27 protein-coding genes and 4 pseudogenes are annotated in these 24,247 nt (G+C 59.5%); 22 read left to right on the top strand and 9 right to left on the bottom strand.

Features of this window, described 5'->3' with window-relative positions; genetic code table 11:
• Together QSK43_RS20095 and QSK43_RS20090 are read left to right on the top strand one after the other, a co-directional pair.
• A pseudogene (locus QSK43_RS20095) lies at window positions 1-621 on the top strand (membrane-bound PQQ-dependent dehydrogenase, glucose/quinate/shikimate family); the annotation flags it as partial.
• A gap of 380 nt (window positions 622-1,001) precedes the next feature.
• The gene (locus tag QSK43_RS20090; RefSeq protein WP_332304939.1) at window positions 1,002-1,565 is read left to right on the top strand and encodes a DUF3391 domain-containing protein; all 564 of its coding nucleotides are present in this window, start codon (window positions 1,002-1,004) and stop codon (window positions 1,563-1,565) included.
• A 220-nt stretch (window positions 1,566-1,785) separates the two neighbouring features.
• On the opposite strand, the gene QSK43_RS20085 is transcribed toward QSK43_RS20090, so the two are convergent.
• Window positions 1,786-2,154 (bottom strand): transcriptional regulator, encoded by a 369-nt coding sequence (locus QSK43_RS20085; RefSeq protein WP_332304938.1) that lies wholly within the window; start codon window positions 2,152-2,154, stop codon window positions 1,786-1,788.
• Window positions 2,155-2,247: 93 nt separating this feature from the next.
• On the opposite strand from QSK43_RS20085, the gene QSK43_RS20080 reads away from it, so the two are divergent.
• The 16 genes and pseudogenes from QSK43_RS20080 (at window position 2,248) to QSK43_RS20005 (ending at window position 14,887) form a co-directional block, all read left to right on the top strand.
• Entirely contained in the window at window positions 2,248-2,787 is a 540-nt protein-coding gene (locus QSK43_RS20080; protein WP_332304937.1) for a hypothetical protein, read from the top strand.
• Between the two features lies 1 nt (window position 2,788).
• Window positions 2,789-3,463, top strand: coding sequence for a lytic transglycosylase domain-containing protein (locus tag QSK43_RS20075; RefSeq protein WP_332304936.1), 675 nt, complete (start codon window positions 2,789-2,791; stop codon window positions 3,461-3,463).
• Window positions 3,460-3,759, top strand: a complete 300-nt coding sequence (locus QSK43_RS20070; protein ID WP_332304935.1) for a TrbC/VirB2 family protein — start codon at window positions 3,460-3,462, stop codon at window positions 3,757-3,759. Before QSK43_RS20075 ends, QSK43_RS20070 begins: the two co-directional genes overlap by 4 nt.
• A 2-nt stretch (window positions 3,760-3,761) precedes the next feature.
• Complete coding sequence (locus QSK43_RS20065; RefSeq protein ID WP_332304934.1) at window positions 3,762-4,103, top strand: type IV secretion system protein VirB3; 342 nt, start codon at window positions 3,762-3,764, stop codon at window positions 4,101-4,103.
• Window positions 4,096-6,477, top strand: coding sequence for a VirB4 family type IV secretion/conjugal transfer ATPase (locus QSK43_RS20060; RefSeq protein WP_332304933.1), 2,382 nt, complete (start codon window positions 4,096-4,098; stop codon window positions 6,475-6,477). Before QSK43_RS20065 ends, QSK43_RS20060 begins: the two co-directional genes overlap by 8 nt.
• On the top strand, window positions 6,477-7,175 hold the full coding sequence (gene virB5 / locus QSK43_RS20055; protein WP_332304932.1) for a P-type DNA transfer protein VirB5: 699 nt from the start codon (window positions 6,477-6,479) through the stop codon (window positions 7,173-7,175). The genes QSK43_RS20060 and virB5 overlap by 1 nt, the downstream gene beginning before the upstream one ends.
• Complete coding sequence (locus QSK43_RS20050) at window positions 7,172-7,405, top strand: EexN family lipoprotein (RefSeq protein WP_332304931.1); 234 nt, start codon at window positions 7,172-7,174, stop codon at window positions 7,403-7,405. The genes virB5 and QSK43_RS20050 overlap by 4 nt, the downstream gene beginning before the upstream one ends.
• A 3-nt stretch (window positions 7,406-7,408) precedes the next feature.
• Window positions 7,409-8,344, top strand: coding sequence for a type IV secretion system protein (locus QSK43_RS20045; protein WP_332304930.1), 936 nt, complete (start codon window positions 7,409-7,411; stop codon window positions 8,342-8,344).
• Between the two features lie 34 nt (window positions 8,345-8,378).
• Window positions 8,379-8,645 (top strand): hypothetical protein, encoded by a 267-nt coding sequence (locus tag QSK43_RS20040; protein ID WP_332304929.1) that lies wholly within the window; start codon window positions 8,379-8,381, stop codon window positions 8,643-8,645.
• 3 nt (window positions 8,646-8,648) lie between these two features.
• Window positions 8,649-9,320, top strand: a complete 672-nt coding sequence (locus tag QSK43_RS20035) for a virB8 family protein (protein WP_332304928.1) — start codon at window positions 8,649-8,651, stop codon at window positions 9,318-9,320.
• Window positions 9,317-10,171 (top strand): P-type conjugative transfer protein VirB9, encoded by an 855-nt coding sequence (virB9, locus tag QSK43_RS20030; RefSeq protein ID WP_442967863.1) that lies wholly within the window; start codon window positions 9,317-9,319, stop codon window positions 10,169-10,171. The genes QSK43_RS20035 and virB9 overlap by 4 nt, the downstream gene beginning before the upstream one ends.
• A 14-nt stretch (window positions 10,172-10,185) precedes the next feature.
• Window positions 10,186-11,358, top strand: coding sequence for a type IV secretion system protein VirB10 (gene virB10, locus QSK43_RS20025; protein WP_332304926.1), 1,173 nt, complete (start codon window positions 10,186-10,188; stop codon window positions 11,356-11,358).
• 8 nt (window positions 11,359-11,366) lie between these two features.
• A complete protein-coding gene (gene virB11, locus QSK43_RS20020; protein WP_332304925.1) occupies window positions 11,367-12,362 on the top strand; it encodes a P-type DNA transfer ATPase VirB11 in 996 nt (331 codons plus the stop codon).
• 690 nt (window positions 12,363-13,052) lie between these two features.
• A pseudogene (locus QSK43_RS20015) lies at window positions 13,053-13,241 on the top strand (zincin-like metallopeptidase domain-containing protein); the annotation flags it as partial.
• 842 nt (window positions 13,242-14,083) lie between these two features.
• Window positions 14,084-14,395, top strand: a complete 312-nt coding sequence (locus tag QSK43_RS20010) for a DUF736 domain-containing protein (RefSeq protein ID WP_332304924.1) — start codon at window positions 14,084-14,086, stop codon at window positions 14,393-14,395.
• A 318-nt stretch (window positions 14,396-14,713) separates the two neighbouring features.
• Window positions 14,714-14,887 (top strand): hypothetical protein, encoded by a 174-nt coding sequence (locus QSK43_RS20005; protein ID WP_332304923.1) that lies wholly within the window; start codon window positions 14,714-14,716, stop codon window positions 14,885-14,887.
• A gap of 50 nt (window positions 14,888-14,937) precedes the next feature.
• Here QSK43_RS20005 and arsK read toward each other — a convergent pair whose 3' ends face one another.
• The 7 genes and pseudogenes from arsK to QSK43_RS19970 form a co-directional block, all read right to left on the bottom strand.
• Complete coding sequence (arsK, locus tag QSK43_RS20000) at window positions 14,938-16,149, bottom strand: arsenite efflux MFS transporter ArsK (protein ID WP_332304922.1); 1,212 nt, start codon at window positions 16,147-16,149, stop codon at window positions 14,938-14,940.
• Window positions 16,146-16,889 (bottom strand): arsenical resistance protein ArsH, encoded by a 744-nt coding sequence (gene arsH, locus QSK43_RS19995; protein ID WP_332304921.1) that lies wholly within the window; start codon window positions 16,887-16,889, stop codon window positions 16,146-16,148. The genes arsK and arsH overlap by 4 nt, the downstream gene beginning before the upstream one ends.
• Entirely contained in the window at window positions 16,846-17,274 is a 429-nt protein-coding gene (arsC, locus tag QSK43_RS19990; RefSeq protein ID WP_332304949.1) for an arsenate reductase (glutaredoxin), read from the bottom strand. Before arsC ends, arsH begins: the two co-directional genes overlap by 44 nt.
• Window positions 17,271-18,344, bottom strand: a complete 1,074-nt coding sequence (arsB, locus tag QSK43_RS19985) for an ACR3 family arsenite efflux transporter (protein ID WP_332304920.1) — start codon at window positions 18,342-18,344, stop codon at window positions 17,271-17,273. The genes arsC and arsB overlap by 4 nt, the downstream gene beginning before the upstream one ends.
• Before the next feature lie 5 nt (window positions 18,345-18,349).
• A pseudogene (gene arsN2 / locus QSK43_RS19980) lies at window positions 18,350-18,739 on the bottom strand (arsenic resistance N-acetyltransferase ArsN2); the annotation flags it as partial.
• A 42-nt stretch (window positions 18,740-18,781) separates the two neighbouring features.
• Window positions 18,782-19,291 (bottom strand): annotated as a pseudogene (locus QSK43_RS19975) (arsenate reductase ArsC); the annotation flags it as partial.
• Complete coding sequence (locus QSK43_RS19970) at window positions 19,288-19,644, bottom strand: ArsR/SmtB family transcription factor (protein ID WP_332304919.1); 357 nt, start codon at window positions 19,642-19,644, stop codon at window positions 19,288-19,290. The gene QSK43_RS19970 and the pseudogene QSK43_RS19975, both read right to left, overlap by 4 nt.
• A 42-nt stretch (window positions 19,645-19,686) precedes the next feature.
• Between QSK43_RS19970 and QSK43_RS19965 the strand changes: the two genes are divergently transcribed.
• Complete coding sequence (locus QSK43_RS19965) at window positions 19,687-20,205, top strand: DUF6428 family protein (protein ID WP_332304918.1); 519 nt, start codon at window positions 19,687-19,689, stop codon at window positions 20,203-20,205.
• A 223-nt stretch (window positions 20,206-20,428) separates the two neighbouring features.
• Here the strand turns inward: QSK43_RS19965 and QSK43_RS19960 are convergent, their stop codons facing one another.
• Window positions 20,429-21,055 carry a TetR/AcrR family transcriptional regulator gene (locus QSK43_RS19960; RefSeq protein ID WP_332304917.1) on the bottom strand — a complete coding sequence of 209 codons (627 nt, stop codon included), beginning with the start codon at window positions 21,053-21,055 and terminating at the stop codon, window positions 20,429-20,431.
• A 168-nt stretch (window positions 21,056-21,223) separates the two neighbouring features.
• On the opposite strand from QSK43_RS19960, the gene QSK43_RS19955 reads away from it, so the two are divergent.
• From QSK43_RS19955 to QSK43_RS19945, 3 genes are read left to right on the top strand one after another with little or no spacing between them, the layout of a single operon-like run.
• Entirely contained in the window at window positions 21,224-23,362 is a 2,139-nt protein-coding gene (locus QSK43_RS19955; protein WP_332304916.1) for a prolyl oligopeptidase family serine peptidase, read from the top strand.
• Between the two features lie 22 nt (window positions 23,363-23,384).
• Entirely contained in the window at window positions 23,385-23,669 is a 285-nt protein-coding gene (locus tag QSK43_RS19950; protein ID WP_332304915.1) for a hypothetical protein, read from the top strand.
• Window positions 23,670-23,706: 37 nt separating this feature from the next.
• The gene (locus QSK43_RS19945) at window positions 23,707-23,952 is read left to right on the top strand and encodes a hypothetical protein (protein WP_332304914.1); all 246 of its coding nucleotides are present in this window, start codon (window positions 23,707-23,709) and stop codon (window positions 23,950-23,952) included.
• The last annotated feature ends 295 nt before the right edge of the window (window positions 23,953-24,247 follow it).

The following is a 24,247-nucleotide window of genomic DNA, read 5'->3' as shown; positions in this document are numbered from 1 at the left end:
GTGTTCAACTGGGGTTCCGTCGCGGTTGATCCGGTCAACAAGTGGCTGATCGGCACGCCGCAATATCTCGCCTATCTATACCAGCTCTATCCGCGTCCAGCCGGTCAGCTCGACAAGCGGATGTTTGGCGGAGACAATTCGGGCGGTGAGTCCAAGCCCGGCAACGAAAATCTCGGCGGCCCCTATGCCGTGTCGATCCAGCACTTCCGTTCGGCACTCAACGCGCCGTGCAACGCTCCCGCCTGGGGCGTTCGCGTCGGCGTCGACCTGACGACCGGCAAGACCGCCTGGAAGTACAGGAACGGTACCGTCGCCGGACAGAAGTTCGCCGGCGTGAAGTTTCCGATCCCGTTCGAAATGGGCATGCTTGCCCATGGCGGCACGCTGACAACCGCTGGCGGCGTGGCGTTTACGGCTGCAGCCCTCGACGACGCGATCCGGGGCTACGACATGCAGACCGGTGAAGTGTTGTGGAAAATGGCGCTTCCGGCCGGTGGCCAGGCAACGCCGATGACCTATCGCGGCAAGGACGGCAAGCAGTATATCGTCGTTGCTGCCGGCGGCCACGGTTCGCTTGGCACAACGCCAGGCGATTCTGTCATCGCCTATACGCTCGACTGAGCGGCAGGATCGAGGGCAGACGAAAGCGTACCGGCTGTCCGGTGCGCTTTCTCTCGATTTGGCTTCGGCTGTTATCTGGAAGCTGGCTTGCTCGCCGGTGATCGCTTTGTTTCAGAGGTTCAGGTGAAGGCCCGGAACCTTTCGTATTTCCCGGCGATGAGGCGACGTCGTCGCGGATTTCGTCCGCCAGGCTTCGACAATCTGGTAGGTCAGCGCCCCCTGCTGAACCGCTTTTCGGGGCCCGGGGCAGGTGACCCGAGTGCCACACGTGCCGTAACCTCGGGCCTTACCTGCTGCAAGTTGCACCCGCGCATTCGGATCTTGATAACACATTCGCGTCACGGTGGGTCCCATCAACGGCTGAAACCTTGGGGGCAAGGATGAAAAAGAGGATATGGCTGCATCAGGTTCGTGTCGGCATGTACGTTGAGGAACTTGAGGGCGCGGTTCTCCCCACCTCCCATTTCGGGCCGGTTGCGTCTCCCGGCGACATCGATCTCCTGATGAACAGCCACGCGATCAGTGTCGTGATCGATACGCAGAAGGGACTGGATGTCGATGGTGATCCCGGGGAGCCCGGCCTTGATCTGGCCGGCTTTGAGGCTGCTCTCTCTTCGAAGTTCAGCGCCAGACAAATCCGGCACGCACGGAAAGCCATCCAGGATGCTCGACCTAGTGTGCGTGATGTTCTTGTGGAGGCTCGGCTACGAGGTACGTTTCATCTGGATGCGGCTGACAAAGCCGTAGAGCGGATCATGCTGGAGGCAATGACCAATTCCGGCGCGATGATCGCAGTGGCAAAACTCAAGAGGAAGGACGAGGCAACGTTCCTGCATTCCCTCGCAGTCAGTGCTCTCATGGTCACCTTCGGACGAAACCTCGGGTTCGACGAGGAGGCCGTACGACTTCTCGGTTTAGGGGATATGGACCTTGGGACTTCATGAGCCTCTCCAATTGAGGCCTGCAGAGTGTAGCAGTTCGTCCGTGGCACGTGATCCCAGCTCGAGGAGTTCCTTCCAAACGTGTGGATGCTCCGTGCTGACTGGTGCATACGAAAACATTGAGGCGAGAGCCTTGCGGCCAACTGCCCAACTGCCAAACGACGTGCGTTAGCAACCAGCCCACGGGAATCCGAATGTCTGAAACATGGGTAAGTTTTTCTGGCTAGCGCTGCCTCTTGTCGCCTGTTGCAGCAACGTGAAGCGCATCAAACACCTGTGAAGAAAACTCAAACTGTCGGGCTGTCCCTCGCCCCATTGAGTTCCTTCCAAGCGTCTCCGTAAGGATTCCACGCTGGACCAGGAGATCAATGGTTTCGACCACCCCACCACGCGTCATTCCGGTGATCTCGATTATATTTGAAAGGGTTAGCTTCTGATGCGCCTGATGCATCAGATAGAGAATATTCACCATCCCGATCTGTTTGATGCGGGACTGCGCTGATTCACCGTCGATCGGCTTCTCCAGGATTTCACGCACCGCGAAAACGGATAACGCCTGGCTTTGCCATCGCTCGCTTAAACTGCTTGCCATCGGTTTAACTATCTATTATTTGAACAGTAAAAGGATTGAAACGAGTCGCCGTTCAGTTGCAGCGGACATTGAGGAAACCGGAGGGTAGGTGGCATGAAGGGCCTTTTCTTTCGAACTATCATGGCAGCGTCAGGGTTCGCGTCACTGTATACCATTTCGGAGCGAAGCGCTCGTGCCGACGACTGGGGGTGCCAGGTTATCCTGTGCTTATCCAATCCGGGCGGTCCGACGCAATATGGTGAATGCAGGCGGCCGGTCGAAAAGCTCTGGAGCTGGCTGGCAAAAGGGCATTCGTTTCCAACCTGCACGGGCGTCGGCTTTCAAAGCTCCCGCCCTCGCTACGAACCATACTACTGCAATGCCGGCTACCGCCTGTCTGCTGGCTATGGTCCAAAGGGACGTGACGCGACGTGCACTTCTACATCGACGCAGGCCGTGAGCGATAGTTTCTGCCAGCGAGATAGAGACGGTGGCGGTTCAAACTACGGCTCGGTTACATCGCCCCGCTGGGAAAAGGAAAACGGTCGCTATCGGTGCATGGCCTACACCGTGGCCCGTCCCTTGGTGCGCGTAAAACCTCGGTACATCGATGTGACGATCGACGGGGTCGGTCAGCAAAGGGTGTGGTTCTGACATGCCCGTTGCCTTCCTCGATCTCGCGCAAGCCTGCGCACCCGTCATCGCCTCCGATACTCTTGCAGGCGTCGTCAGCCTCGAAAGTCGATTCGCATCATTCAACATCCGGATCAACAGCGGCGCGCCCCTGGAGCGGCAGCCAGCCACGAAGGCCGAGGCAATCAAAGTCGCCACATCATTGGCGGCTGAACGGCAAGACATCCAGATGGGCCTTGGTGGAATCGGAACCGAAGAACTTCGCAGATTCAAACTCTCGATATCCGACGCATTCGATCCGTGCCTCAACCTTAAGGCTACAGCGACGCTACTCGACGGCTACTATCGCCTTGCTCTGAAAGAATGGGCCGATTCTGGAAGGGACGAACAGGGCGTGTTGCGATCTTATTACGGACGTGATGATCCGTCTGTCGGCGCCATGGTCAACTATGACGATCAGGTTCGGCGCGAAATGAATCGGCTTAGGCCCATTCTGGCGCGATTAACGATTGGCGACGCGGGGGAGGGGCGGCGGTCCGACGTTTCCCAGGCAGACGTCGTTGCGGAAGTGGTGGCGGAGAACTCCCCAGAGAAAACAGCCTCTGTTTCTGTCGCACCAGGATGGGACGTCTTCAAGACCCGACGCGGTTCATCCCTCCTTGTGTTTCAGGGCAATCAAATGGAGCAAAGTGAATGACCGTGAATTCCCGTATCCGACCTATCGTTGTCTCCTCCCTGATGGCCGCTGCGATTGTGATGACTATGGTTGAGCCAGCTTTTGCGCAAGCCGCCGGCATCGAAACCGTCCTGCAGAACATCGTCGACATGTTGACGGGAAACATTGCCAAGCTGCTGGCTGTAATTGCGGTGATCGTCATCTGCATCGCCTGGATGTTTGGCTACATGGACCTGAGGCGGGCCGGCTTCTGGATCATCGGCATTGGCGGCATCTTCGGCGCCACTGAACTCGTCAACACCATCGTCGGGAGCTGAAGATGGCGGGGGAGCGAGCGGTTCTGGAAGAAGACACGCTTTTCATCGCGTGCACGCGTCCGGCAATGATCGCTGGCGTGACGATGGAGGCGATGGGCTTCAACATCATGCTTACGACGGTCCTCTACATCGTTGCCGGGTCGATCGCCTATGCGCTGGTTGGCGTCGTCTTCCATCTCATCTTCCGCGCCCTGGTGAAGCACGATCACAACATGTTCCGCATCCTGCTGGCCTGGGTCGAAACCCGCGGCCGCTCGCGCAACAGTGCCTATTGGGGCGGGGCAACACTTTCACCTCTGAGACTGGCACGCCGCTTCGACGAAAGGGATATTGGAATTGCCTGACATCGCCACCCTTAGATCACGCGAACTCACGCCAGAGGCTTTTATTCCTTACGTGCGGCACATCGACGAGACGACAATCGCGCTCGACTCCCGGACACTGATGGTCATGCTCGCGCTCGGGGGCGTGTCTTTCGAAACCGCTAATCTGCTCGACCTCAACGCGCTCCATCGCGACCTCAACACGCTTTATCGAAATGTAGCCGATGAGCGGCTGGCGCTCTGGACACATCTCATTCGCCGCAGGGACAGCGACTATCCGGGCGGAACGTTTGCAACGCCATTCTCTGCCTCGCTCAACGAGAAATACCGGGAACGCATGGTCCGGGAAGACCTTTTCCGCAACGATCTCTATCTGACTGTTCTTTGGTCGCCAGCGCGTGACCCGGCGAACAAGGCAGGGAAGCTGCTGTCGCGCCTCCGGCGCGCCAAGCGAGCCGGTCTGGAGCTTGATGAGGAGGCCCTGAAGCAGCTTCAGGACAAGGTCGTTGATGTGGTCGCCGGCCTGAAGCGGTTCGAACCGCGTGTGCTCTCCCTTTACGAGCAGGACGGCATGCTTTTCTCGGAACCAAGTGAGGTGCTGCACCAGATCGTCGGCGGCAGGCGCGAAAGGGTGCCGCTCACGGAAGGCCTTATCGCGTCGACGATCTACTCGGACCGCGTTATCATCGGTCGTGAGGCGATCGAGATCCGGCATGAGGCGGAAAGCCGGTTTGCCGGCATGCTGAGCTTCAAGGAATATCCAGCCCGCACCAGGACCGGCATGTTGGACGGCATCCTGACCAGTTCCTTTGAACTCATCCTCTCGCAATCCTTCTGCTTTGTGTCCAAGGCGGACGCCCGCGTCATCATGGGGCGTAAGCAAAACCAGCTGGTGAGCAGCGGCGACAAGGCGGCTTCGCAGATCGATGAACTCGATGATGCGATGGACGACCTGGAGTCCAGCCGCTTCGTGATCGGCGAGCATCACCTGACGCTATCCGTTTTCGCCGGAACAATGAAAGAGCTGACCGACAATCTCGCGAAGGCGCGCGCCAGCCTGACCAACGGCGGTGCTGTTGTTGCGCGGGAGGATCTTGGCCTCGAAGCGGCCTGGTGGGCGCAACTTCCGGGCAATTTTCGCTATCGGGCGCGATCGGGTGCGATCACCTCCAGGAATTTCGCGGGATTGTCACCATTCCACTCCTATCCGATCGGACAGAAGGACGGGAATGAATGGGGACAGGCTGTTGCTCTGCTCAAGACGGCTTCGGGGTCGCCCTATTACTTCAACCTCCACTATGGTGATCTCGGCAACACATTCATGTGCGGTCCATCGGGAGCCGGCAAGACCGTCATCGTCAATTTTATGCTGTCACAGCTGGAAAAGCATGATCCGCACGTTGTTTTCTTCGACAAGGATCGCGGCGCAGATCTCTATGTCCGCGCCACCGGCGGCTGCTATCTGCCGCTGAAGAACGGCGTCCCCACCGGCTGCGCCCCCTTAAAGGCTCTCGACCTGACGCCGGAGAACAAGGTGTTCCTGGCGCGCTGGGTCGGCGGGCTCGTAGGTTCAGTGTCGCGGGAACTGACCGTCACAGAGCTTCACGACATATCTGGCGCGATCGATGGACTTGCCGACCTGCCCGTTGACAGGCGGACGATAGGGGCGTTGCGGACTTTCCTCAACAACACGGATCCGGAAGGGATCGCAGCCAGGCTCCGCCGGTGGGAGAGGGGAGGGCCACTCGGCTGGGTATTCGACAATGTCGTCGAGGATATCGGCTTTGGCGATTTTGGCGGGTCAGGCAAGCTCATCGGCTACGACATGACCGACTTCCTCGACAACGAGGAAATTCGCACGCCGCTGATGGCGTACCTTTTCCACCGTGTCGAGCAACTGATCGACGGCCGCCGGATCATCATCGTCATCGATGAATTCTGGAAGGCGCTCCAGGACGAGGGGTTCCGTGATCTTGCGCAGAACAAGCTGAAGACCATCCGCAAACAGAATGGATTGATGCTGTTTGCGACGCAAAGCCCACGCGACGCGCTGAATTCGCCGATCGCGCACACAATCATCGAGCAGTGCCCAACACAGATCTTCCTGCCCAACTCGCGCGGCAACCATGCCGACTATGTCGAAGGTTTCAAGCTCACCGAGCGCGAATACGAGCTCATCGCTCGCGAGCTTTCCGTCGAGAGCCGGCGGTTCGTATTGAAGCAGGGACACAACAGCGTCGTCGCTGAGCTCGATCTCAACGGCTTCGATGACGAACTCGCCATCCTCTCCGGCCGGACCGCCAATGTCGAACTTCTCGACGCAATCCGCGCGGAGGTTGGAGATGATGCCGAGAACTGGTTTCCCATTTTCCAACAGCGAAGGAGTGCAAGCTGATGACTTCCTATCGACTTCATGGCGTATTGCTCACTGCAGTGCTCATACTTTCCACCGAAGGCGCGGCAGGGCAGGGGATTCCGGTCAACGATCAGGCCGCTATCGCCAAACAGATCGAGAGCATCGCGCAGCTCAAGTCGCAACTCGATGCGCTGAACACTCAGATCGGGAAGGCAGAGCAGCTTTACGGCTCCCTCAACAAGCTGACCGATATGGCGGATGTCGCCAGCGTTCTCAACGATCCGGCGATCCGCAAGGCCCTCCCGTCCGATTTCGCCGCCGTCGAGGGTCTGCTTAAAGGCAATGGCACCGGAGTGTCTGGCGCTTCCGCCTCGAAATTTCTGGAAGGAAACTCAACCTACCGCACTGACGCCGATGATTTCTACGCGAAAGAACTGTCGCGGATCCAGGACAGGAATGCCGGGCAAATGAGCCTTGGCCAGCAGATCTTTGACGCCGCCACTAAGCGCATAGACGGGATCGATCAGCTCCGTGAAAAAATATCCACTGCGGGCGATGCCAAGGAGGTCGCCGATTTGCAGGCCCGACTGCAGGCCGAACAGGCATTCCTCCAGACTGACGCCCTGCGGATGGAGGGGTTAAGGATGGTCCAGCAAGCGCAGAATCAGGTTGACGAACAGCGCAAGGCGGAAGATTGGCGCCAACGCATGGACGCTATGAAGGCGGCGCTGCAGTGAGGCGGATCCCAATCCTCGTTGTCCTGATGCTGCTGGCCGCATGTTCGCAGGAGTCCGAGCGGACATACACTGTCGATGAATTCGTCGCTGACGAAGCGCTGCTGAGCCGTACTATCTCCGAGTGCCGTAACAATCCGGGTGAGCTGCGCAACACGCCCAACTGCCGGAACGCAGAAGCGGCTGACGGAAAGCTACGCCTCCAGAATATGCGCAAAGCGCTGGGAGGCTGATCCATGTATCAGGTGTTTGAGTTTATCGACGGGCAGTTCAAGCAGCCACTGGAGACGTTTGTCTCCGACGGAACCTCGAACGTCGCCGAGTGGGTCACCGGCCCGTTGACGGCGGCTGTTACTCTCTACGTGGTTCTCTATGGCTATCTGGTCCTGCGCGGATCCGTGCAGGAGCCCGTTCTCGACTTCGCCTTTCGTGCGATAAAGCTCGCGATCATCGTCATGCTGGTCCGGAACGCAGGCGACTATCAAACCTATGTCACCAACATCTTCTTCGACGTGTTGCCGCGCGAGATCGCGCAGGCGCTGAATTCGGGTACGGCGCCGAGCGCCAGCACCTTCGACAGTCTGCTCGACAGGGGTCAGTCTTCCGCGACCGATATCTGGACTCGCGCGTCCTGGCCGATCGATATCGTCACAGGTGTTGGTGGCATGATGGTGATCGGCGTCAGCTTCCTCGTCGCGGGGATCGGTTATGTGGTTTCCCTCTATGCGCGGCTGGCGCTGGCGATCGTCCTGGCGATCGGGCCGATTTTCATCGCCCTCGCCATGTTCCAGTCGACGCGGCGTTTTACCGAGTCCTGGATCGGGCAGCTCGTGAACTTCGTCATCCTGCAGGTGCTCGTTGTTGCCGTCGGCTCACTGCTGATCTCCTGCATCGACTCGACTTTCACCGCGATAGACAGCTACAGCGACATTCTCATGCGTCCGATCGCTCTTTGCGCCATCGGGGTTGCTGCCCTTTACGTTTTTTACCAGTTGCCCGGTATCGCGTCAGCTCTGGCGTCTGGCGGTGCGTCGCTGGTCTACGGTTATACGACCGCACGCGATGCACATGAAGGCATGCTGGCCCGGGGAGCCTCCTACACCGGCCGGATGATTGGTCGCGGTGCTGGGTTTGCCCGCCGCGCCTTCGGATCAAGAAATGCCGGCGTATGACACCCAGTCCAGAACAATAAGTAAGATCTGCTGAATGATTAAGCCTGCCCTGTTGCTCGTCTTCTCAGCCACACTTGTCGGCTGCGCTTCGATGACCTACCCATTGCCGGAATGCGACGGCTATTCGCGCCGCCCGTTGAACCGCTCGATGTGGGACTGGGAGGGCGACAGCAAACTGAAACAGCTGCAATCCAGCGCGAGTTCGTCGACGTCCGTCACACCCTTCGCCGAAGAGGCCAGCAAGACCGCCGCTTTTACGCATCTGGACATCGACGGTTCCTACCGCCGCTGTGAGGGATGAGACATGGTGACGACAGATAATCTCAAGAGCTACTTCGACAAAGCACGTCGTTTTGAGCAGGACCGGTTGATCCAGGTCGAACGTTCGAACAGGATTGCCTGGTCGATCGCCATCGCCTCAGGCATTGTCGCCGGTGTAGCCGTCTTCGCGGTCGCTGGCCTCACTCCCCTCAAGACGGTTGAGCCCTTTGTGGTGCGCGTCGACAATTCGACCGGCATCGTCGATGTCGTGTCGGCGCTGAAATCGACGGCTGGCACCTACGATGAGGCGGTGACGAAATATTTCGCAGCAAAATACGTCCGGGCCCGCGAGGGCTACGTCTGGAGCGAAGCACAGGAGAATTTCCGCACCATCGCCCTCCTGTCGACCCAACCAGAACAGACGCGGTTCGCGGGAATGTACCGGGGCAGCAACCCCGAATCGCCGCAGAACATCTACGGGCGCGCCGCTACGGCGAGAATTGAGATCGCTTCGATTTCAATCATAAATCAGAATGTCGTCTCCGTGCGCTACATGCGCACCATCACGCGCGGCGAGGAAGTGCGGACAACCCACTGGGTTGCGACCCTGACCTATTCCTACGTCAACGCGCCCATGTCCTCGACGGACCGGCTCGTGAACCCACTCGGTTTTGCCGTCAGCGAGTATCGTGCAGATCCGGAGGAGGTGAGATGATGCGCACCTCGCCAATTCTTGCGCTCATCCTGATTGTTTCAATGTCGCCAGCGCTTGCGCTTGAGATTCCAAGAGGTGCCAGCCAGGACAGTCGTGTCCGGTTTGTGAACTACCAGCCATACAACATCACGAAGGTCGTCGGCACATTACGGTCGTCTGTACAGATCGAATTCGCAGCGGACGAAGAAATCGCCCATGTTGCGCTCGGCAACAGCGTTGCCTGGGAAGTTGCGCCAGCCGGCAACATCCTGTTCCTGAAGCCGCGCGAGAACCAGCCGGTGACGAATGTATCCGTGGTGACGACGCGCAGGGATGGATCGACCCGTAGCTACCAGATGGAACTGACGGTGCGCGACGGCTCTGTGGAGGCTGGTCAAAACACCTACTTCTACGTGAAGTTCAGATATCCAGGAGATGAAGCCGAGCTTCGCCGCCAGCAGGCAGCGTCGAGGGCTCTCGCGACCCAGGCGAAGGACGCCGATAATGTGCTGGCGCTCCACGAAGCGTATGGCCCTCGAAACTGGCGCTATTCGGCTCAGGGCTCGCAGGCACTGGAGCCGCATAGCGTTTACGACAATGGCAGGATCACGACGTTCGCCTTTGTGGGCAACCAGGAAATGCCAGCGATTTACATGGAGAACTCTGACGGCTCGGAAAGTCTTGTTCCGAAATCCGTCGATGGAAATCTGGTGATGGCGCATGCAATCAGCCGCAAGTTCATCCTGCGCCGGGGCGAGGATGTACTCTGTGTCTTCAACGAAGCTTACGACCGCGTCGGCATCGATCCTGACACCAACACGACGTCTCCTTCGGTGGAACGCGTCGTGAAGATCGACGTCACCAGGCAATAGGGAAGGGAACAGTCATGGCTCAGGAAGACGAGACGCGTATCCCCGGAGAGCGTGCGGAAACGGTCACCGGCCGCCGGATCGACAACAATCCGATTTTGAAACGTGGCGCGATAGCCGTTGCGATCGTCGCATTCGTCGGATTTGCCTTTTGGTCGACAACGGGGAACAAAGCGAAGGATGAAAATGTTCAGCCTGAGCGCGTGGTCATTCGCCAGACAAATCCGTTTGAAGCAGCTAAGGAAAAGAACGAGCCAGCACAGGCGGTCCCGGAAGTGAGGTTGCCGCCCCCCGTTGTTGAACCGGTCGTGGAAGAGAATGACAAACTCCTCGATTCCGCCCGCCGCGCGCCCGTGATGGCCTTCAGCGGTGGGAAGAAAAATGCGAACGAGCGTCGGGAGACCGATAATCCGGACAATTCAGACAGCAGCAATTTCGTACCGCTCGACAACAATATGATGGCTCAGAACCAACAGGCCAGCGATCAACAGCGCTTCGATGGTCTGCTGCGGCCGACCCGACTTGAGGGCTCCCGCGCTGGCACGCTTGGAAATCGCAACTTCATCGTTGCGATGGGAACATCGATCCCCTGCGTGCTGGAAACGGCGCTGGCATCCGACCAGCCAGGTTTTGCCAGTTGCGTGATCAATCGCGACGTTCTTTCGGATAACGGTCGGGTCGTGCTGATGGAAAAAGGCACTCAGATTGTCGGCGAATATCGCGGCGGTCTTCAGCGCGGACAAAAACGGCTCTTCGTCCTCTGGAATCGGGCGAAAACTCCAATGGGCGTTATCGTGACGCTCGCCTCTCCGGCGACCGACGCGCTTGGTCGTGCTGGTGTCGATGGCCATGTCGACACTCATTGGTGGGAGCGTTTTGGAAGCGCGCTTCTGCTTTCTGTTGTTGGGGACGCAACCAGCTATGCCACCAGTCAGCTGCAGGATGGCGATGTTGAGGCGCAGAATACCACAAGCGCTGGCCAGCAGGCAGCCGCAATCGCGGTCGAGCAGTCCATCAACATCCCGCCGACTCTAAACAAGCATCAGGGTGAACTGGTATCGATCTTTGTTGCCCGCGATCTCGACTTTTCCGGAATCTACCGTCTTCGGGTGACGGAACCCAGAAACCGTATTTTCGATCGCACCGTGCTGGAGGATTTCTCGCCGCGTTCGACGCTCGTAACGAAGTAGGAGAGGAAATGGCGGAGGGGCAGGATTCGGCTGTTGTCAGAGAGCTGTTGAAGCCGTTTTGGACATATCTCCAGGACCCGTCTCTCTTTGAAGTAATTGTGAATCGGCCTGGGCAGGTGCTGACGGAAGGTTCGGGCGGCTGGCGGACCCATGATACGCCGGAACTGACCTTCGAAAAGCTCATGCGCCTCGCCCGGGCCATCGCGAGTTTTTCGCATCAGTCGATCGATGAGACCCGTCCGGTCTTGTCAGCAACGCTTCCTGGCGACGAGCGGATCCAGATCGTCATCCCTCCGGCTACTGCGAAGGAGACAGTCAGCATAACGATCCGAAAGCCGTCTTCCGTAGATTTCAGCCTCGATGAGCTTGAGAGAAAAGGATTCTTCACGGCGACGCGTGCTGCTACTGACACCTCGTCCCGGCAGGAGGATGAACTGAGCGAAAGCTATCGTGCTGGCCGATTCAAGGATTTCCTGCGGCAAGCAGTCATTGCGCGTAAGAACATTGTCATTTCGGGTGCAACAGGTTCGGCCAAAACCACGCTTTCGAAAGCGTTGATCAAACATATCCCAGAGAATGAGAGGATCATCTCGATTGAGGACACTCCGGAACTTGTCATCCCACAGCCCAATCACGTGCGTTTGTTCTATTCGAAGGGAGAGCAGGGGCTATCAAGGGCGGGACCGAAAGATCTGCTGGAGTCCTGCGTTCGGATGAGGCCCGACCGAATCCTGCTCCAGGAGCTTCGAGACGGAACTGCCTTTTACTTCATTCGTAACGTCAATTCGGGCCATCCCGGTTCAATAACCACCGTTCACGCCAATTCCGCAGCACTTGCCTTCGAGCAACTGGCGTTGTTGGTGAAAGAATCTGAAGGCGGAAAGGGTCTTGATCGCGCCGATATTCTGGTTCTCCTCAAAACGGCCGTCGATGTCATAGCACAGTGCAAACGTCATAATGGAGCATTTCGCCTGGCAGAAGTATATTTCAAAGTGCCGGCTTAAGCTCTGGTTCAGGCAGAACCGAGCGGGTTTAAGCGACATGTTTTTGGCTGTCTTCAGGCCCGGGGCTGACTGCTGGTTCCACGATGATGATCGGGAGGCTGCCAGTGGGAGCAGCATGCGCGCGCGTTGTTCCCGAGAGCGCTCGAAACCGGAAGCATGTACTACACGGTGGCGGCGAGCCACCGGTGATGTCCTGCCCCTGCAATGGCTGGGAAAGCTGCGGCAGGAATGGCGGATCGGCGGGGCTGGCGCGGGTCTTGCATAGTCTCCTCTCCACTTCGGCATCCGAGGTTTGCCCCCTGGCCGTTCCGTCCTTCGGTTTCATTGCGGTCTGAACCGGCGCCGTTCGGTTCAAGGCCGCTGTCGCGCCGCGGGGCGGCCGGTCATGCCCCTCTCGACAAAGCAGGCATGCGGGCTTCGCAAGAGCTTGTCACCCCTGCATGACCGCACGCCTGCTTCGCTCGATCTGGCTTGTCCGGACCCTGAACCGCCCGGATTGCGCCGGTTCCTTTCGACCGCACCGAAGGACGGAACGGCCAAGGGGCCGACGCTTCGGCGAAGAGACAAGGAAACACCATGGCAAAGCCCGCAACCCAGTCCCGCCAATCAACCCGCCCATCCGCCCGCGTCGTGCCGCTGTGCAAAGGCGCCACTCTCGAAAATGGTCCGCCTCACATGCCCCGATGAGCGGCGGACCTCGGGATTGTCCCCGAACTGGAGCCACGTCCTGATCATGAAGGTTACCTGGCCTCCTGGCTGTCACTGCTCGCCAACGACAAGCGGGTGATCTTTCAGGCTGCCGCCCATGCGCAGCGTGCCGTCAATTATCTGCACAGCCTGCAGCCGGTAGCAGCTGAACACAGGAAGGCTGAGCGATGAGCCCGAATTCTCCCTACCGGTTGCTCCGATCACCGTTACGCGTCATTTGACCGCTTGGCGGCAGGCGGAAACGCCTGCCGCCGCTTATCAAGCGGCGGCGCTTCCCGCCGGTTCAGGTAAAGCACCTCTTTTGTGATGGTCGATCTGATCTCTTGGGTGGGTTCGCGACCGGACGGCCGGGAAGCTCCGCCTACCGATGGAGCAGCGATCATTGATCTGGCATCGCGCGTGTGTAATTCCAAACAGCATTTATGGCTCTCGGGTCCGGTTGGAGCGGTTCCACATTGAACGAGGCAGGAAGCAGGGTGGCTGGTAGCAACGCAATGTCCTGCACTTCGGTATCGCCGGGATCGGCTTAGTTGGCAGATCAGCCTGCAGTTTGCCGACGAACGGTGCGAGACAGCGACGACGCGATGCTGCATCTGCCCGGAAGGCGGCAGGCCATCGGTCGACCGCAAGAGTGGGCAGGTCGAAGCTTTGTCGTTACCAGTGGTGAAATCTGCCGATAACGATCAGCGCCACTACGCGGTCCATCGAGGTTTAGAGATCCGGCGCGGCCAACGCGACCTCGATTTGACATGTCTGATCGAGAACCGGCTGCGCCTCGACCGTTTTCCCGCAACGGCCGTTCCCAGCCTTTTTCCGCCGCGCGCCAGCGCGCTTTGCATCGCGAAGCAAAAAACCTGTGACCGTCCGCCCTCCACTGTGTTCCGGCCCTTGCCCACCCCGTTGCGCTCACGCAACGGGGACCCCGGAGGGTGCGGTCCGATCGTCCCCGATCAATTCGACAGTCATCGAGGACGCGATGGTCGCGGCCCGATCAACCCGAAAGGATCACGACAATGGCAGTCATCGGCGAATTCACCACCAACGGCAACACCATCCTCGGCCACGTACGCACTCTGACGGTCTCCATGAAGGCCCTCCTGAACCCGATCGAACGCACCTCCCGCGACGCCCCCGACTTCCGTATCATGTCCGGAGCGGCCGAAGTCGGCGCCGCCTGGAGCCAGCTTTCCGGCGACGGAGAGCCCTACATCTCGGTCAAGCTCGACGACCCGAGCTTTCCGGCCCCGATCAACGCGGCACTTTGGCCGACCGAGAAGGAAGGCGACTATACGCTGGTCTGGAACCGCCCGAAGCGCGACGCCTGATCCAGGACGGAGCCCCGCCGGAAACGGCGGGGATTTTCCTTGCTGAAATCAAGAAGGAGCCGGGCATCGAGCCCGCTTCCTTCTTCCGGTCACGATACGGAGAGGTGGGGTCTGCTCAGAGTGACCAATCGTGCCGTGAGCAAATGCCGGCCTCAAGGACTTCGCGTGGCCCCCCCCGATTTTGCTTCCGCTCCGGTTCCCTTCGCTCCAACAAACCGGCACCACTTGCCGCCTCTGGCGGTCGCGGGCGCGATCCTTGACCCCGTCATTTCCTCACGCCCCGCAGCGTCATCTTTCTCAAACGTCAAGAAGATGACGATGCTGCTGGAACAACACATCGAAGAACTGCCCGCCGAGCTTCGGAGCTGCTATTTCACGAAGACCGAACGCGCTATGGCTGAGGCCGAGCTTGCCGCCCTCGTCGCCAAGGCCCAGGCCGAGAACGATCAGTTCGCGAGCGACATCGCACTCTATCTCGCTGACCTCGAATGAGGTCGCGATGATCCGGGAGGGCCAACCCTCCCAATTTCAAACTTCTCAGGCTACGCCTCAACCAAGCTGTCAGCTCGCTGGTGATGCGTCAGCCGACCGATTCCAAGGAACGCCAGAACCGCGAGCGCGCCGAGCCCCGTCGTGATCGCGAGCGACCAGGTCGCACCGATATTGGCCATGGCAAACGCTAGGGCGAACGGTGCGGTCGCAGAGACGATCAGCCTCGCGGCCATGACCTTGCCCTGAAGCTTGCCGTATCCCTCGCTGCCAAACAGCATCAAGGGCAAAGTGCCGGTGACAATGCTGAACAGGCCGTTGCCCAGACCGAACACGATGGCAAAAGCCATCGCTCCAATCACAGAAGGCGCCGTGACGATCAAGATCAACACGCCGCCGGGGATCAGCGCGGCGGCGATCGTCGCCAGAACCAGTGGCGGCAGATTGCCGCCGAGCACCATATTGGTGAAGCGGCTTAACACCTGCGACGGACCGAACAGCGTGCCGACGATGGCGGCCGTGGCGCCCAGACCGAGGCCCGACAACAGCGGCACCATATGGACCAAAACTGCTGCGCTGACGAGCGACTGCAACGAGAAGCCAGCGACCATCAGTATGAAGCCAACGCGCCTGCCGTTCGGGCCGAGAACCCCTTCGACAACGTGCACTGATCCGCTCTGTTCCCGGCGACGTCCCTTGGCAAGACCGTGGGATAGCCAGGCATGAAGAGGCAGACAGATCAGGAGATTGAGCCCGGCGAACACAAGATAGATGTTCTGCCACGAGAGGTGGGCATGCAGCGCCGTGGTAATCGGCCAGAAGATTGTCGAAGCGAACCCCGCAATCAGCGTCAGATAGGTGATGCTGCGTTGAGCGGTCTGCGGCCGGATTTGCACCAGCAGCGCGAAGGCTGCGCCATACTGCACCAGGTTCGCGGCTATCTCGATCACGATCAACGCTATGACGAACGCAATCTTGCCGGGAGCAAAGGCGCAAGCAACAAGCGCTGCGGCGGCGATCGCCGAGCCGGCTGTCATGACGCGGCCCGCGCCAAAGTGGTCGATTGCCCTTCCGAGCCATGGTGCGCTCAGTCCGCCCAGGAGAAGTGCCGCCGAAAGCGCGCCGAAGATCCATTCCGACGACCAGTTCAGATCCCGCGCCATGTCTGGCGCGAGAATGCTGAAGCTATAATACAGGGTCCCGTAGCCGACGATCTGCGTGAGGCCCAGGGCAAGAATGGCGGCAATTGGAGGACGTTCGGTCATATGGATTTGAGGCTCACGCGCTGTTCGAGTTTTTCGGCCTCCTCCTTCCGCTCACTGTAGCGATCGGTGAGATAGGAAGACGCATCCCTTGTCAGAAGGGTGAACTTCACCAGTTCCTCGCAGACATCGACGACGCGATCGTAATAGGAAGATGGCTTCATCCGCCCGTCCGCATCGAACTCCTGGAAGGCTTTGGCCACCGACGACTGGTTCGGAATGGTGATCATCCGCATCCAGCGGCCGAGAACGCGAAGCTGATTGATGGCATTGAACGATTGCGATCCGCCAGACACCTGCATGACCGCCAAAGTCTTGCCCTGCGTCGGCCGGACCGATCCGACCGACAGGGGAATCCAATCGATCTGCGCCTTCATGATCCCGGTCATCGCCCCATGACGTTCCGGGCTCACCCACGCCCGGCCTTCCGACCAGGCCGATAGCTCGCGCAATTCCTGCACCTTCGGATGGCTCACCGGCTCGGCGTCAGGCAGAGGCAGATCGTCCGGATTGAAGATCCGAACCTCGCAGCCGAAGTGCTCGAGCAGCCGACCAGCCTCGAACGCCAGGAACCGGCTATAGGAGATGGTCCGCAGGGAGCCGTAGAGGATCAGGATACGCGGCTTGTGGGTCGAGAACGCTGGATGCAGCGCGTTCATGTCGGGCTGGCGCAGATGCTCCAGCGATGCTGCGGGCAGATCAGGCAATGCGCTTGCCCTCGCTGTCGAGTACCTGTTCACCATCCTCCTTGGTGAAGGCGCCTTTGTGTGTCTCGGGAAGGATTTCCAGGACAACCTCCGACGGACGCGCGAGCCTTGTGCCAAGCGGCGTAACGACGAACGGCCGGTTGATCAGGATCGGGTCCTTCAGCATGGCGTCGAGCAGCTGATCGTCGGACAAGGACATGTCGTCCAGGCCCAGTTCGGCATAGGGCGTGCCCTTCTCGCGGATCGCCTCGCGGACTGTCAGGCCGGCGTCTGTAATCAGCTTCACAAGCTGGTCGCGTGAGGGCGGGTTCTTCAGGTACTCAATCACCGTGGGTTCGATACCGGCGTTCTGGATCATCGCCAGCGTGTTGCGCGACGTGCCGCAATCCGGATTGTGATAGATGGTGGCGTCCATGGTCAGACCCTTTCAATGGCTGCGGGTTTGGAATGGGAGGCTGCCTGCACGGCGGCGCCGCGTTCGTACCAACCCTTGCTGCGGTTGACGATCCAGACGACTGACAGCATCACCGGAACCTCGATTAGGACGCCGACGACGGTCGCGAGTGCGGCGCCGGAGTTGAAGCCGAACAGGCTGATTGCTGCGGCGACCGCCAGTTCGAAGAAGTTGGAAGCGCCGATCAAGGCCGACGGGCCGGCGACGCAATGTTGCTCACCCGATATCCGGTTGAGCAGATAGGCGAGACCGGAGTTGAAGTAGACCTGGATCAGGATTGGCACCGCCAGCAAGGCGATGATGGTCGGCTGGGCGATGATCTGCTCGCCCTGGAAGCCAAACAGCAGCACCAGCGTGGCGAGGAGTGCGACCAAAGACAGAGGTTGCAAGGTCTTCAACAGACGGTCGAGGGATGCCGATGATCCCGACGCGAGCAGGCTGCGGCGCAGGATCTGCGCGGCAATCACCGGCAAAATGATGTAGAGCACGACCGAGAACACCAAAGTCGCCCACGGCACGGTGATTGCGGATAGGCCCAGCAGCAGGCCGACGATCGGCGCGAATGCGACCACCATGATGGCGTCATTCAGTGCGACCTGGGACAGCGTGAAGAGAGGCTCGCCCTTGGTCAGGTTAGACCAGACGAACACCATCGCCGTGCAAGGTGCCGCGGCAAGGATGATCAGTCCGGCGATATAGGAATCGATCTGCACCTCCGGCAGCATCGGCCGAAACAGATAGCCGATGAACAGCCAACCGAGCAGCGCCATCGAGAAGGGCTTGATCGCCCAGTTGATGAACAGGGTAACGCCAATACCGCGCCAATGCCTGCCGACCTGGCTCAGAGCCGCAAAGTCGATCTTGATCAGCATCGGGATGATCATCAGCCAGATCAGCACCGCCACGGGAATGTTGAGCTTGGCGATTTCAGCCGCGCCGATCACCTGGAAGACATCCGGCATCAGGTGGCCGAGGGCAATGCCGGCGAGGATGCACAAAAACACCCACACGGTCAGATAGCGTTCAAAAGCGGACATCGTTGTTATCCCTGCAGTGGTTTGGCGAGCAGTGCTGCCGAAGCCGGACAGAGACTGGCCGCCTGACGGGTCTGCAAGATCGCGGCCGGCGCCGTCGTACGGTCTATCGGCCTGAAGCCGAGGGTTTCGAAGAAGGGAGCGGCGTTCGTGGTTAGAAGGTAGCCGGTGCGTGCGCCCTCCGAATAAGCCCGTCGCAGGAGGAGGTCGGTAGCCCGGCGGCCAAGGCCCTTGTGACGGTTGGCAGGCGTGATCACTACAGACCGCAGCAGCGCATTGTCGCCATACAGCTCATATCCACCGTAGCCCACCGTGTCGACGCCACGGGCAATCCGGAAGAATGTTCGCCCTGCGTCATCAAGATCATCCGTTGGAAGGTCGGCGTTTTCGAGCGCGCTGCGGAGCTCGTCTTCATGGCCGGTGATCGGGAGGAGCGCCAGCGAGGTAGCGCCTTCCGTCGCGCCGATCTCACGAAGCTTGGTTTCGAGCGCCAGCTTGTTGATCGAGGTGATCGGCAAATTGATGAAGAGCATGATGCGGTTCTTGAGGTAGCGTGCGGCCAAGGCGAAGGCGCGGCCAACGTCTACGTCGGAACCGTCGACGGCAGCAGGATCCTCGACGCCCCAATGAGCGGTCATCGGATGGCCGAGCCAGACCGGGCACGCTTCGCCGGCCGCGTTGTCGCAAACAGTGAAGATGAAGTCCATCTGCGGAGCGCCGGCCTCGGCGAAGGCGTCCCAGCTTTTCGAGCTGAACCCTGTCGCGGGATAGCCGAGCGCCTCCAAAGTTTTCAGCGCCCAGGGATGGACCTGTCCCTTGGGGTGACTGCCAGCCGAGAAAGCACGGAACCGGCCTTTTCCCTCGGCGTTGAGGATGGATTCCGCCAGGATCGAGCGTGCGGAATTGCCCGTGCAGAGAAAGAGCACATTATAAACGCGGTCAGCAGTCATTGCAGGTTCTCCTTGGCTGTCGGAGCGCAGCAGGCGGCAACCTCGGCGGCCGGCGAGCAGATTTCAGGATGTCCGGAGCAGCAGTCTTCCATCAGGAAGCGCACCAGTCCGCCCAGAGCTTCATAATTGGCGGTGTAGATGATCGAGCGGGATTGTCGCTGCGCGGCGATCAGCCCGGAATGCTCGAGCTCCTTCAGATGGAAGGAGATATTCGATGGTGAGACCTCGACTTTCTCGGCCAACGCACCGGCGGCCATCCCATCAGGGCCAGCGACCACGAGGATGCGCACGATCTGCAGACGGGTCTCCTGAGAGAGAGCGGCGAAGGCGCCGAGGGCTTGACGTTGGTCCATACTTCAATCATCCTTGAATCATTGAAACGAGGGTTACCGCAAATGAACGCCATCGACAACAGCAAAATGCAGACGAACGATATCAGCCTCGGCGAACTCATGAGCATTCTCTCAGGCACCACAGACTCTCCATTGATCTTTTACTATGACGGTCAGCCAGTGAAGCCCGGCTACCATGTTACCGAGGTCAAGGCCGGGCAGTTTTCTGCTCTCGACTGCGGTGCCAATCCCGAAGCTTGGGCGGAGATCTTCATCCAGCTATGGGATATCGAAGAGGGTGATCGCACCCACATGCCAGCGGGCAAATTCCACGCGATCATCCGCAAGGTCACGGAGCATGTGAAGCTTGATGATACGGCTAAACTGACCTTCGAGGTCAGCGACGGCATTCGGCCTATGCAGCTCTATTGCGCCGCCATGCCAACGCTTGGTGCCGGCGCTGTCCATGTCGAGCTCTCGCCGCGACCCGCCAGTTGCAAGCCGCGCGATCGCTGGCTGGCCGAGCAGGAGACTTCATCATGCTGCGGTCCCTCGACGACAAAGAGCGCCTGCTGCGGCTGATGCCGCCAATTTTTCGTTGACTGTCAGGATAACGCGCGGAGCTGCGTAACGCCGTCTACCAGGACGAGCGCCAGTGGATCCTCAACGAGCTTGCAGCGGCGGAAGCGCAGCTTGCGGAGGAAGAGGCCGCATACAACGCGCAGCTGAAGGCCGAGCGGCCCCAGTAGGGCGGTCATCGCCGTTTTACCGGTCTAAGCCGCCTCTCGATTGCAGGCTGACCCGTTTACTTCGGCCTAAGCGTAACGGGATCACAGAACGGCAGGGTGCTTGCACGTCGTATCGCCTGGGCTAGTCGGTCGTTCGTCTCCGCGACGGTCGGCGTCTGTCCGTATCTCACCGCGCCACGGCTGACGGTCTCGTCAACGACCCGCATCGCCGCGGCGACCGTTGCGGCACATAGCATTACGTCGAAATCATGCGGCGAGAGATTGAGCCGGCTGGCAATCACCTCAGCCATCGTGTCTTCGGTGTTCCGCGTCGACATGTGCCAGGGGCCGAGAAGCGCTGGTTCCTCGTCTAGGCGAGCGATGAGATGGATGAGAAGACCGGTATCTATCAGTTCCTGGCTGTCGATCTTGCTCATATCGTAGGTGATCTCAAGGAACCGTTCCACCGAGATGTCGCTCGGCCAGCTGCGAAATCGGGCCGCGAGGCGTTGCGACGCGAGCGCAAAGAGTGGCTCAACGCAGCTTTCCTTGGTGCGGAAGTAGCGCCAAAGCGTCCGCTTTGAGATGCCTGCCGCATTGGCGATCTCGTCGCCAGTCGTGTCCGCGACGCCTTTTTGCAGGAACAAGTGGGCGGCACATCTCGCCACTTCGATATGCGCGTCTTCCGGGATCGTCCTGCTCATCCATGCTCCTAAGGGACTCGTTCGTGGCGAATGTAAACGACATTCAGTGCCGCATCCATATCGCTAACTGTCTAACTGCTTTCATTTAGCAAGCCATAATAATGACACTTAGTGCCATTATCCGTTTTTCGCCCGAGGATAACCGTCACTTTTTAACCGGAGTCACCAATGCGAACACCCGTCGCTTTCGTCGCCCTCTTGCTCACGTGTCTAGACGGCAATTCTGCTGATCAGCTGGAGGGAAACGTGCCGAAAATGATCTATCCGGAGACAAAGCGCATCGACGTGACCGAGCAGTATTTTGGTCAGACGATCGTGGATCTGTATCGCTGGTTGGAAAACAGCAACCCTGAAGACGGCGCAGTTCGGTCATGGATTGAGGCGCAGAACGCCGTTACGCGATCCTATCTCGACGCGCTTCCCGGACGCGACCACTTCCACAAGCGGATGACGGAACTGCTCGATTATGATCGCTACACCGTCCCGCGAAAGCGTGGAGACCGCTATTTCTTTAATGTCATCAAGGGGAATGAGAACCAGCCGTCCGTATATGTCCGGGAAGGCGTCTTTGGTGACAGTCGCGTGCTCATCGATCCCAATAGCTGGTCGGAGGACGGCGCCGACGCGGTGGGAATATGGAACGCGTCCGATGACGGGCGCCTGCTGGCCTTTGGCACGCAGACGGATGGCAGCGACTGGCGGACCATCAGGGTGCTTAACGTCGACAACGGCCAGGTACTGGACGACGTCGTTGAGTGGGCGCGCTTCACGCGCATTGCCTGGGCGCCCGATGGATCAGGCTTCTTTTATTCACGGGTTCCGAAGCCGGTGGATGGAACGCCCGCTGCGGTCGTTGCCAACCACGCCGTCTATTTCCACAGGCTGGGGACGGAGCAAGCAGAAGATCGTCTCATCTACGCCACCCCTGAACGCCCTGACCTGTTAAACGGCGCCGACAGGATTTCGGGCGGACGCTACCTCACCATCTCTTCGACGCCCGGTACGAACGAAAGCTCCCTGACCGTCATCGATCTCGCGTCTGAGGACTGGGAGCCGCGCACGGTCGTCGCCGACATGGATTCCGCGTGGTACGTCATCGGCAATGATGAACAAACCCTGTTCCTCGCCACTACACAAGAGGCCGGGCGCGCGCGCATCGTCTCGCTCGATCTCACCGACAAGAATCCGAAGCCAAAGGAGATCATAGCCGAGGCTGCCGATGGCGCAGTCCTGGACAGCGCTGTTCTTGCAGGTGGCAAACTGCTCGTGAACTACCAGATCGACGTCAAGGCGGAGCTGCGACGCTTCACGCTCGATGGAAAGCCAGACGGCACTGTGAAGCTGCCGGGGGTCGGAAGCGCCCGATTTCTGGAAGGTGATGCCCGGGAGGCCTTCTTCGTCTTTACCAGCTACAACGCACCGATAGCTATCTATCACTACGATACCGCCTCTGGGGTGGTGACCCCCTGGGCGGAGCCGAATGCACCGGTCGACCTGGACAAGATCCTTGTTGAGCAACGCTTCTATCGTTCGAAGGACAACACCGAAGTGCCGATGTTCATCATCCGGCGCAAGGATGTCACCGCGCCGGCTCCGACACTGCTCTACGGTTATGGCGGGTTCGGCATCAGCCAGATTCCCATCTACAATCCCATGCAAATTGCCTGGGTGGAACAGGGCGGCGTGCTGGCGGTCGCCAACATTCGCGGGGGCGGAGAATATGGCCGGACCTGGCATCGCGCTGCCCAGCTCGACAAAAAGCAGAACTCGTTCGACGACTTCATCGCCGCCGCCGAATTCTTGAAGCACGAGGGCATCACAACGCCAAAGGGGCTTGCCATCCAGGGCGAATCCGCCGGCGGCATGCTTGTCGGCGCTGTTACGAACCAGCGCCCCGACCTTTTCGACGTCGCGCTGCCAGGTGTCGGGGTCATGGACATGCTGCGCTACGAAAAATTCACCGGTGGTGCGCTCTGGACAGGCGAATACGGGAAACCTGCCGACGAGAAGTCCTTGCGCAACCTCCTGACCTACTCGCCTTATCACACGATTAGACATGGCAAGGAGTATCCCGCGATCCTTGCCACCACGGCGGACGCGGACGACCGCGTTGTTCCCGCTCACACCTTCAAATACATCGCGGCCCTGCAGGCCGCCGACGTCGGCCGCAAACCGCGGCTGGTGCGCATCGAAACCCGTGCTGGCCACGGCAGCGGCCTGCCGATCGACAAGGCCGTCACGCAGAACGCCGACATATTTTCATTCGCCGCCTACTGGACGGGACTGAAAATCACAGCGGGGAAGTGACCGATTAACAGGAGAATGAACGATGACGAAATCCCAGACGCCGATGTTTAAAGCCGTGACAACAATCTGCGGAGGCGGCCTCATAGCCCTGATGCTGGCTGGATGCACATCCGCTCAGGATCAACATTACGAAGACAGGCAAGCATGCTACGGGTCGCGGCACTATAGCGGGTGTATGAACCAGCAACAGTACCATCGCGATCGCGAACAACTGATGAACCAGGAAAGAGCCCTGATCAGTGCGCAGCAGGCCCGTGAAAACCTCAGGATGCTCCGTGAGATCAGACGGAAGCGCGGGGAATACTGAGCGCACCGAATTGCGATAAACGACGAGGAAACATCACGTGCCGATCAATCAACTGCCGGACAAGTACGGCACGACCGAGGGTGCGCGTCGGCTTGCGCTCGAAACGGTGATCCGGGCGCTGGTGGACAACGCGAGCGTAGCCGATCCGGGCCTGAGGAAACGCATCACCACGGATGTCGAGGCCTACATAGTGCGCCTCGATCCACAATCGGAGCTGGAATTCGACTTTGCCGAACGGGCAAGAAGCTTCGCTGCGAACCTTTTAAAACCGTCCGACTCGTGATCAAGCGACTAAGAGAGCTGGCAGGCTCTCTTAGAGTTCAGGTGCGGCGAAATGCATCACATCTGAGAGGAGGGCTTCCCGTTCCGTTATACGTGGGTCCTTCTCGCCCCAATCTCAATGCCAGAGGGGAAAGCGAGCCTCGCGTTCCGCCGGTTTCAGCCCACGCATGGTGCTGGAAACGGCGGTCCCAGGATGTTGATCGCCTGCCGGGCGTGAGCCGCATCGGCGATTGGGCCAGAAGCGGCCTTGATCCTTGACTGTCAGGATAGCGGGCCGAATTGCGAAATGCCGTGCA

The sequence above is a fragment of the Rhizobium sp. GR12 genome (assembly GCF_036596185.1).
Lineage (GTDB): Bacteria > Pseudomonadota > Alphaproteobacteria > Rhizobiales > Rhizobiaceae > Agrobacterium > Agrobacterium nepotum.
The sequence above is the reverse complement of the archived record's forward strand: the minus strand, read 5'-3'. Positions and strand labels throughout refer to the sequence as shown.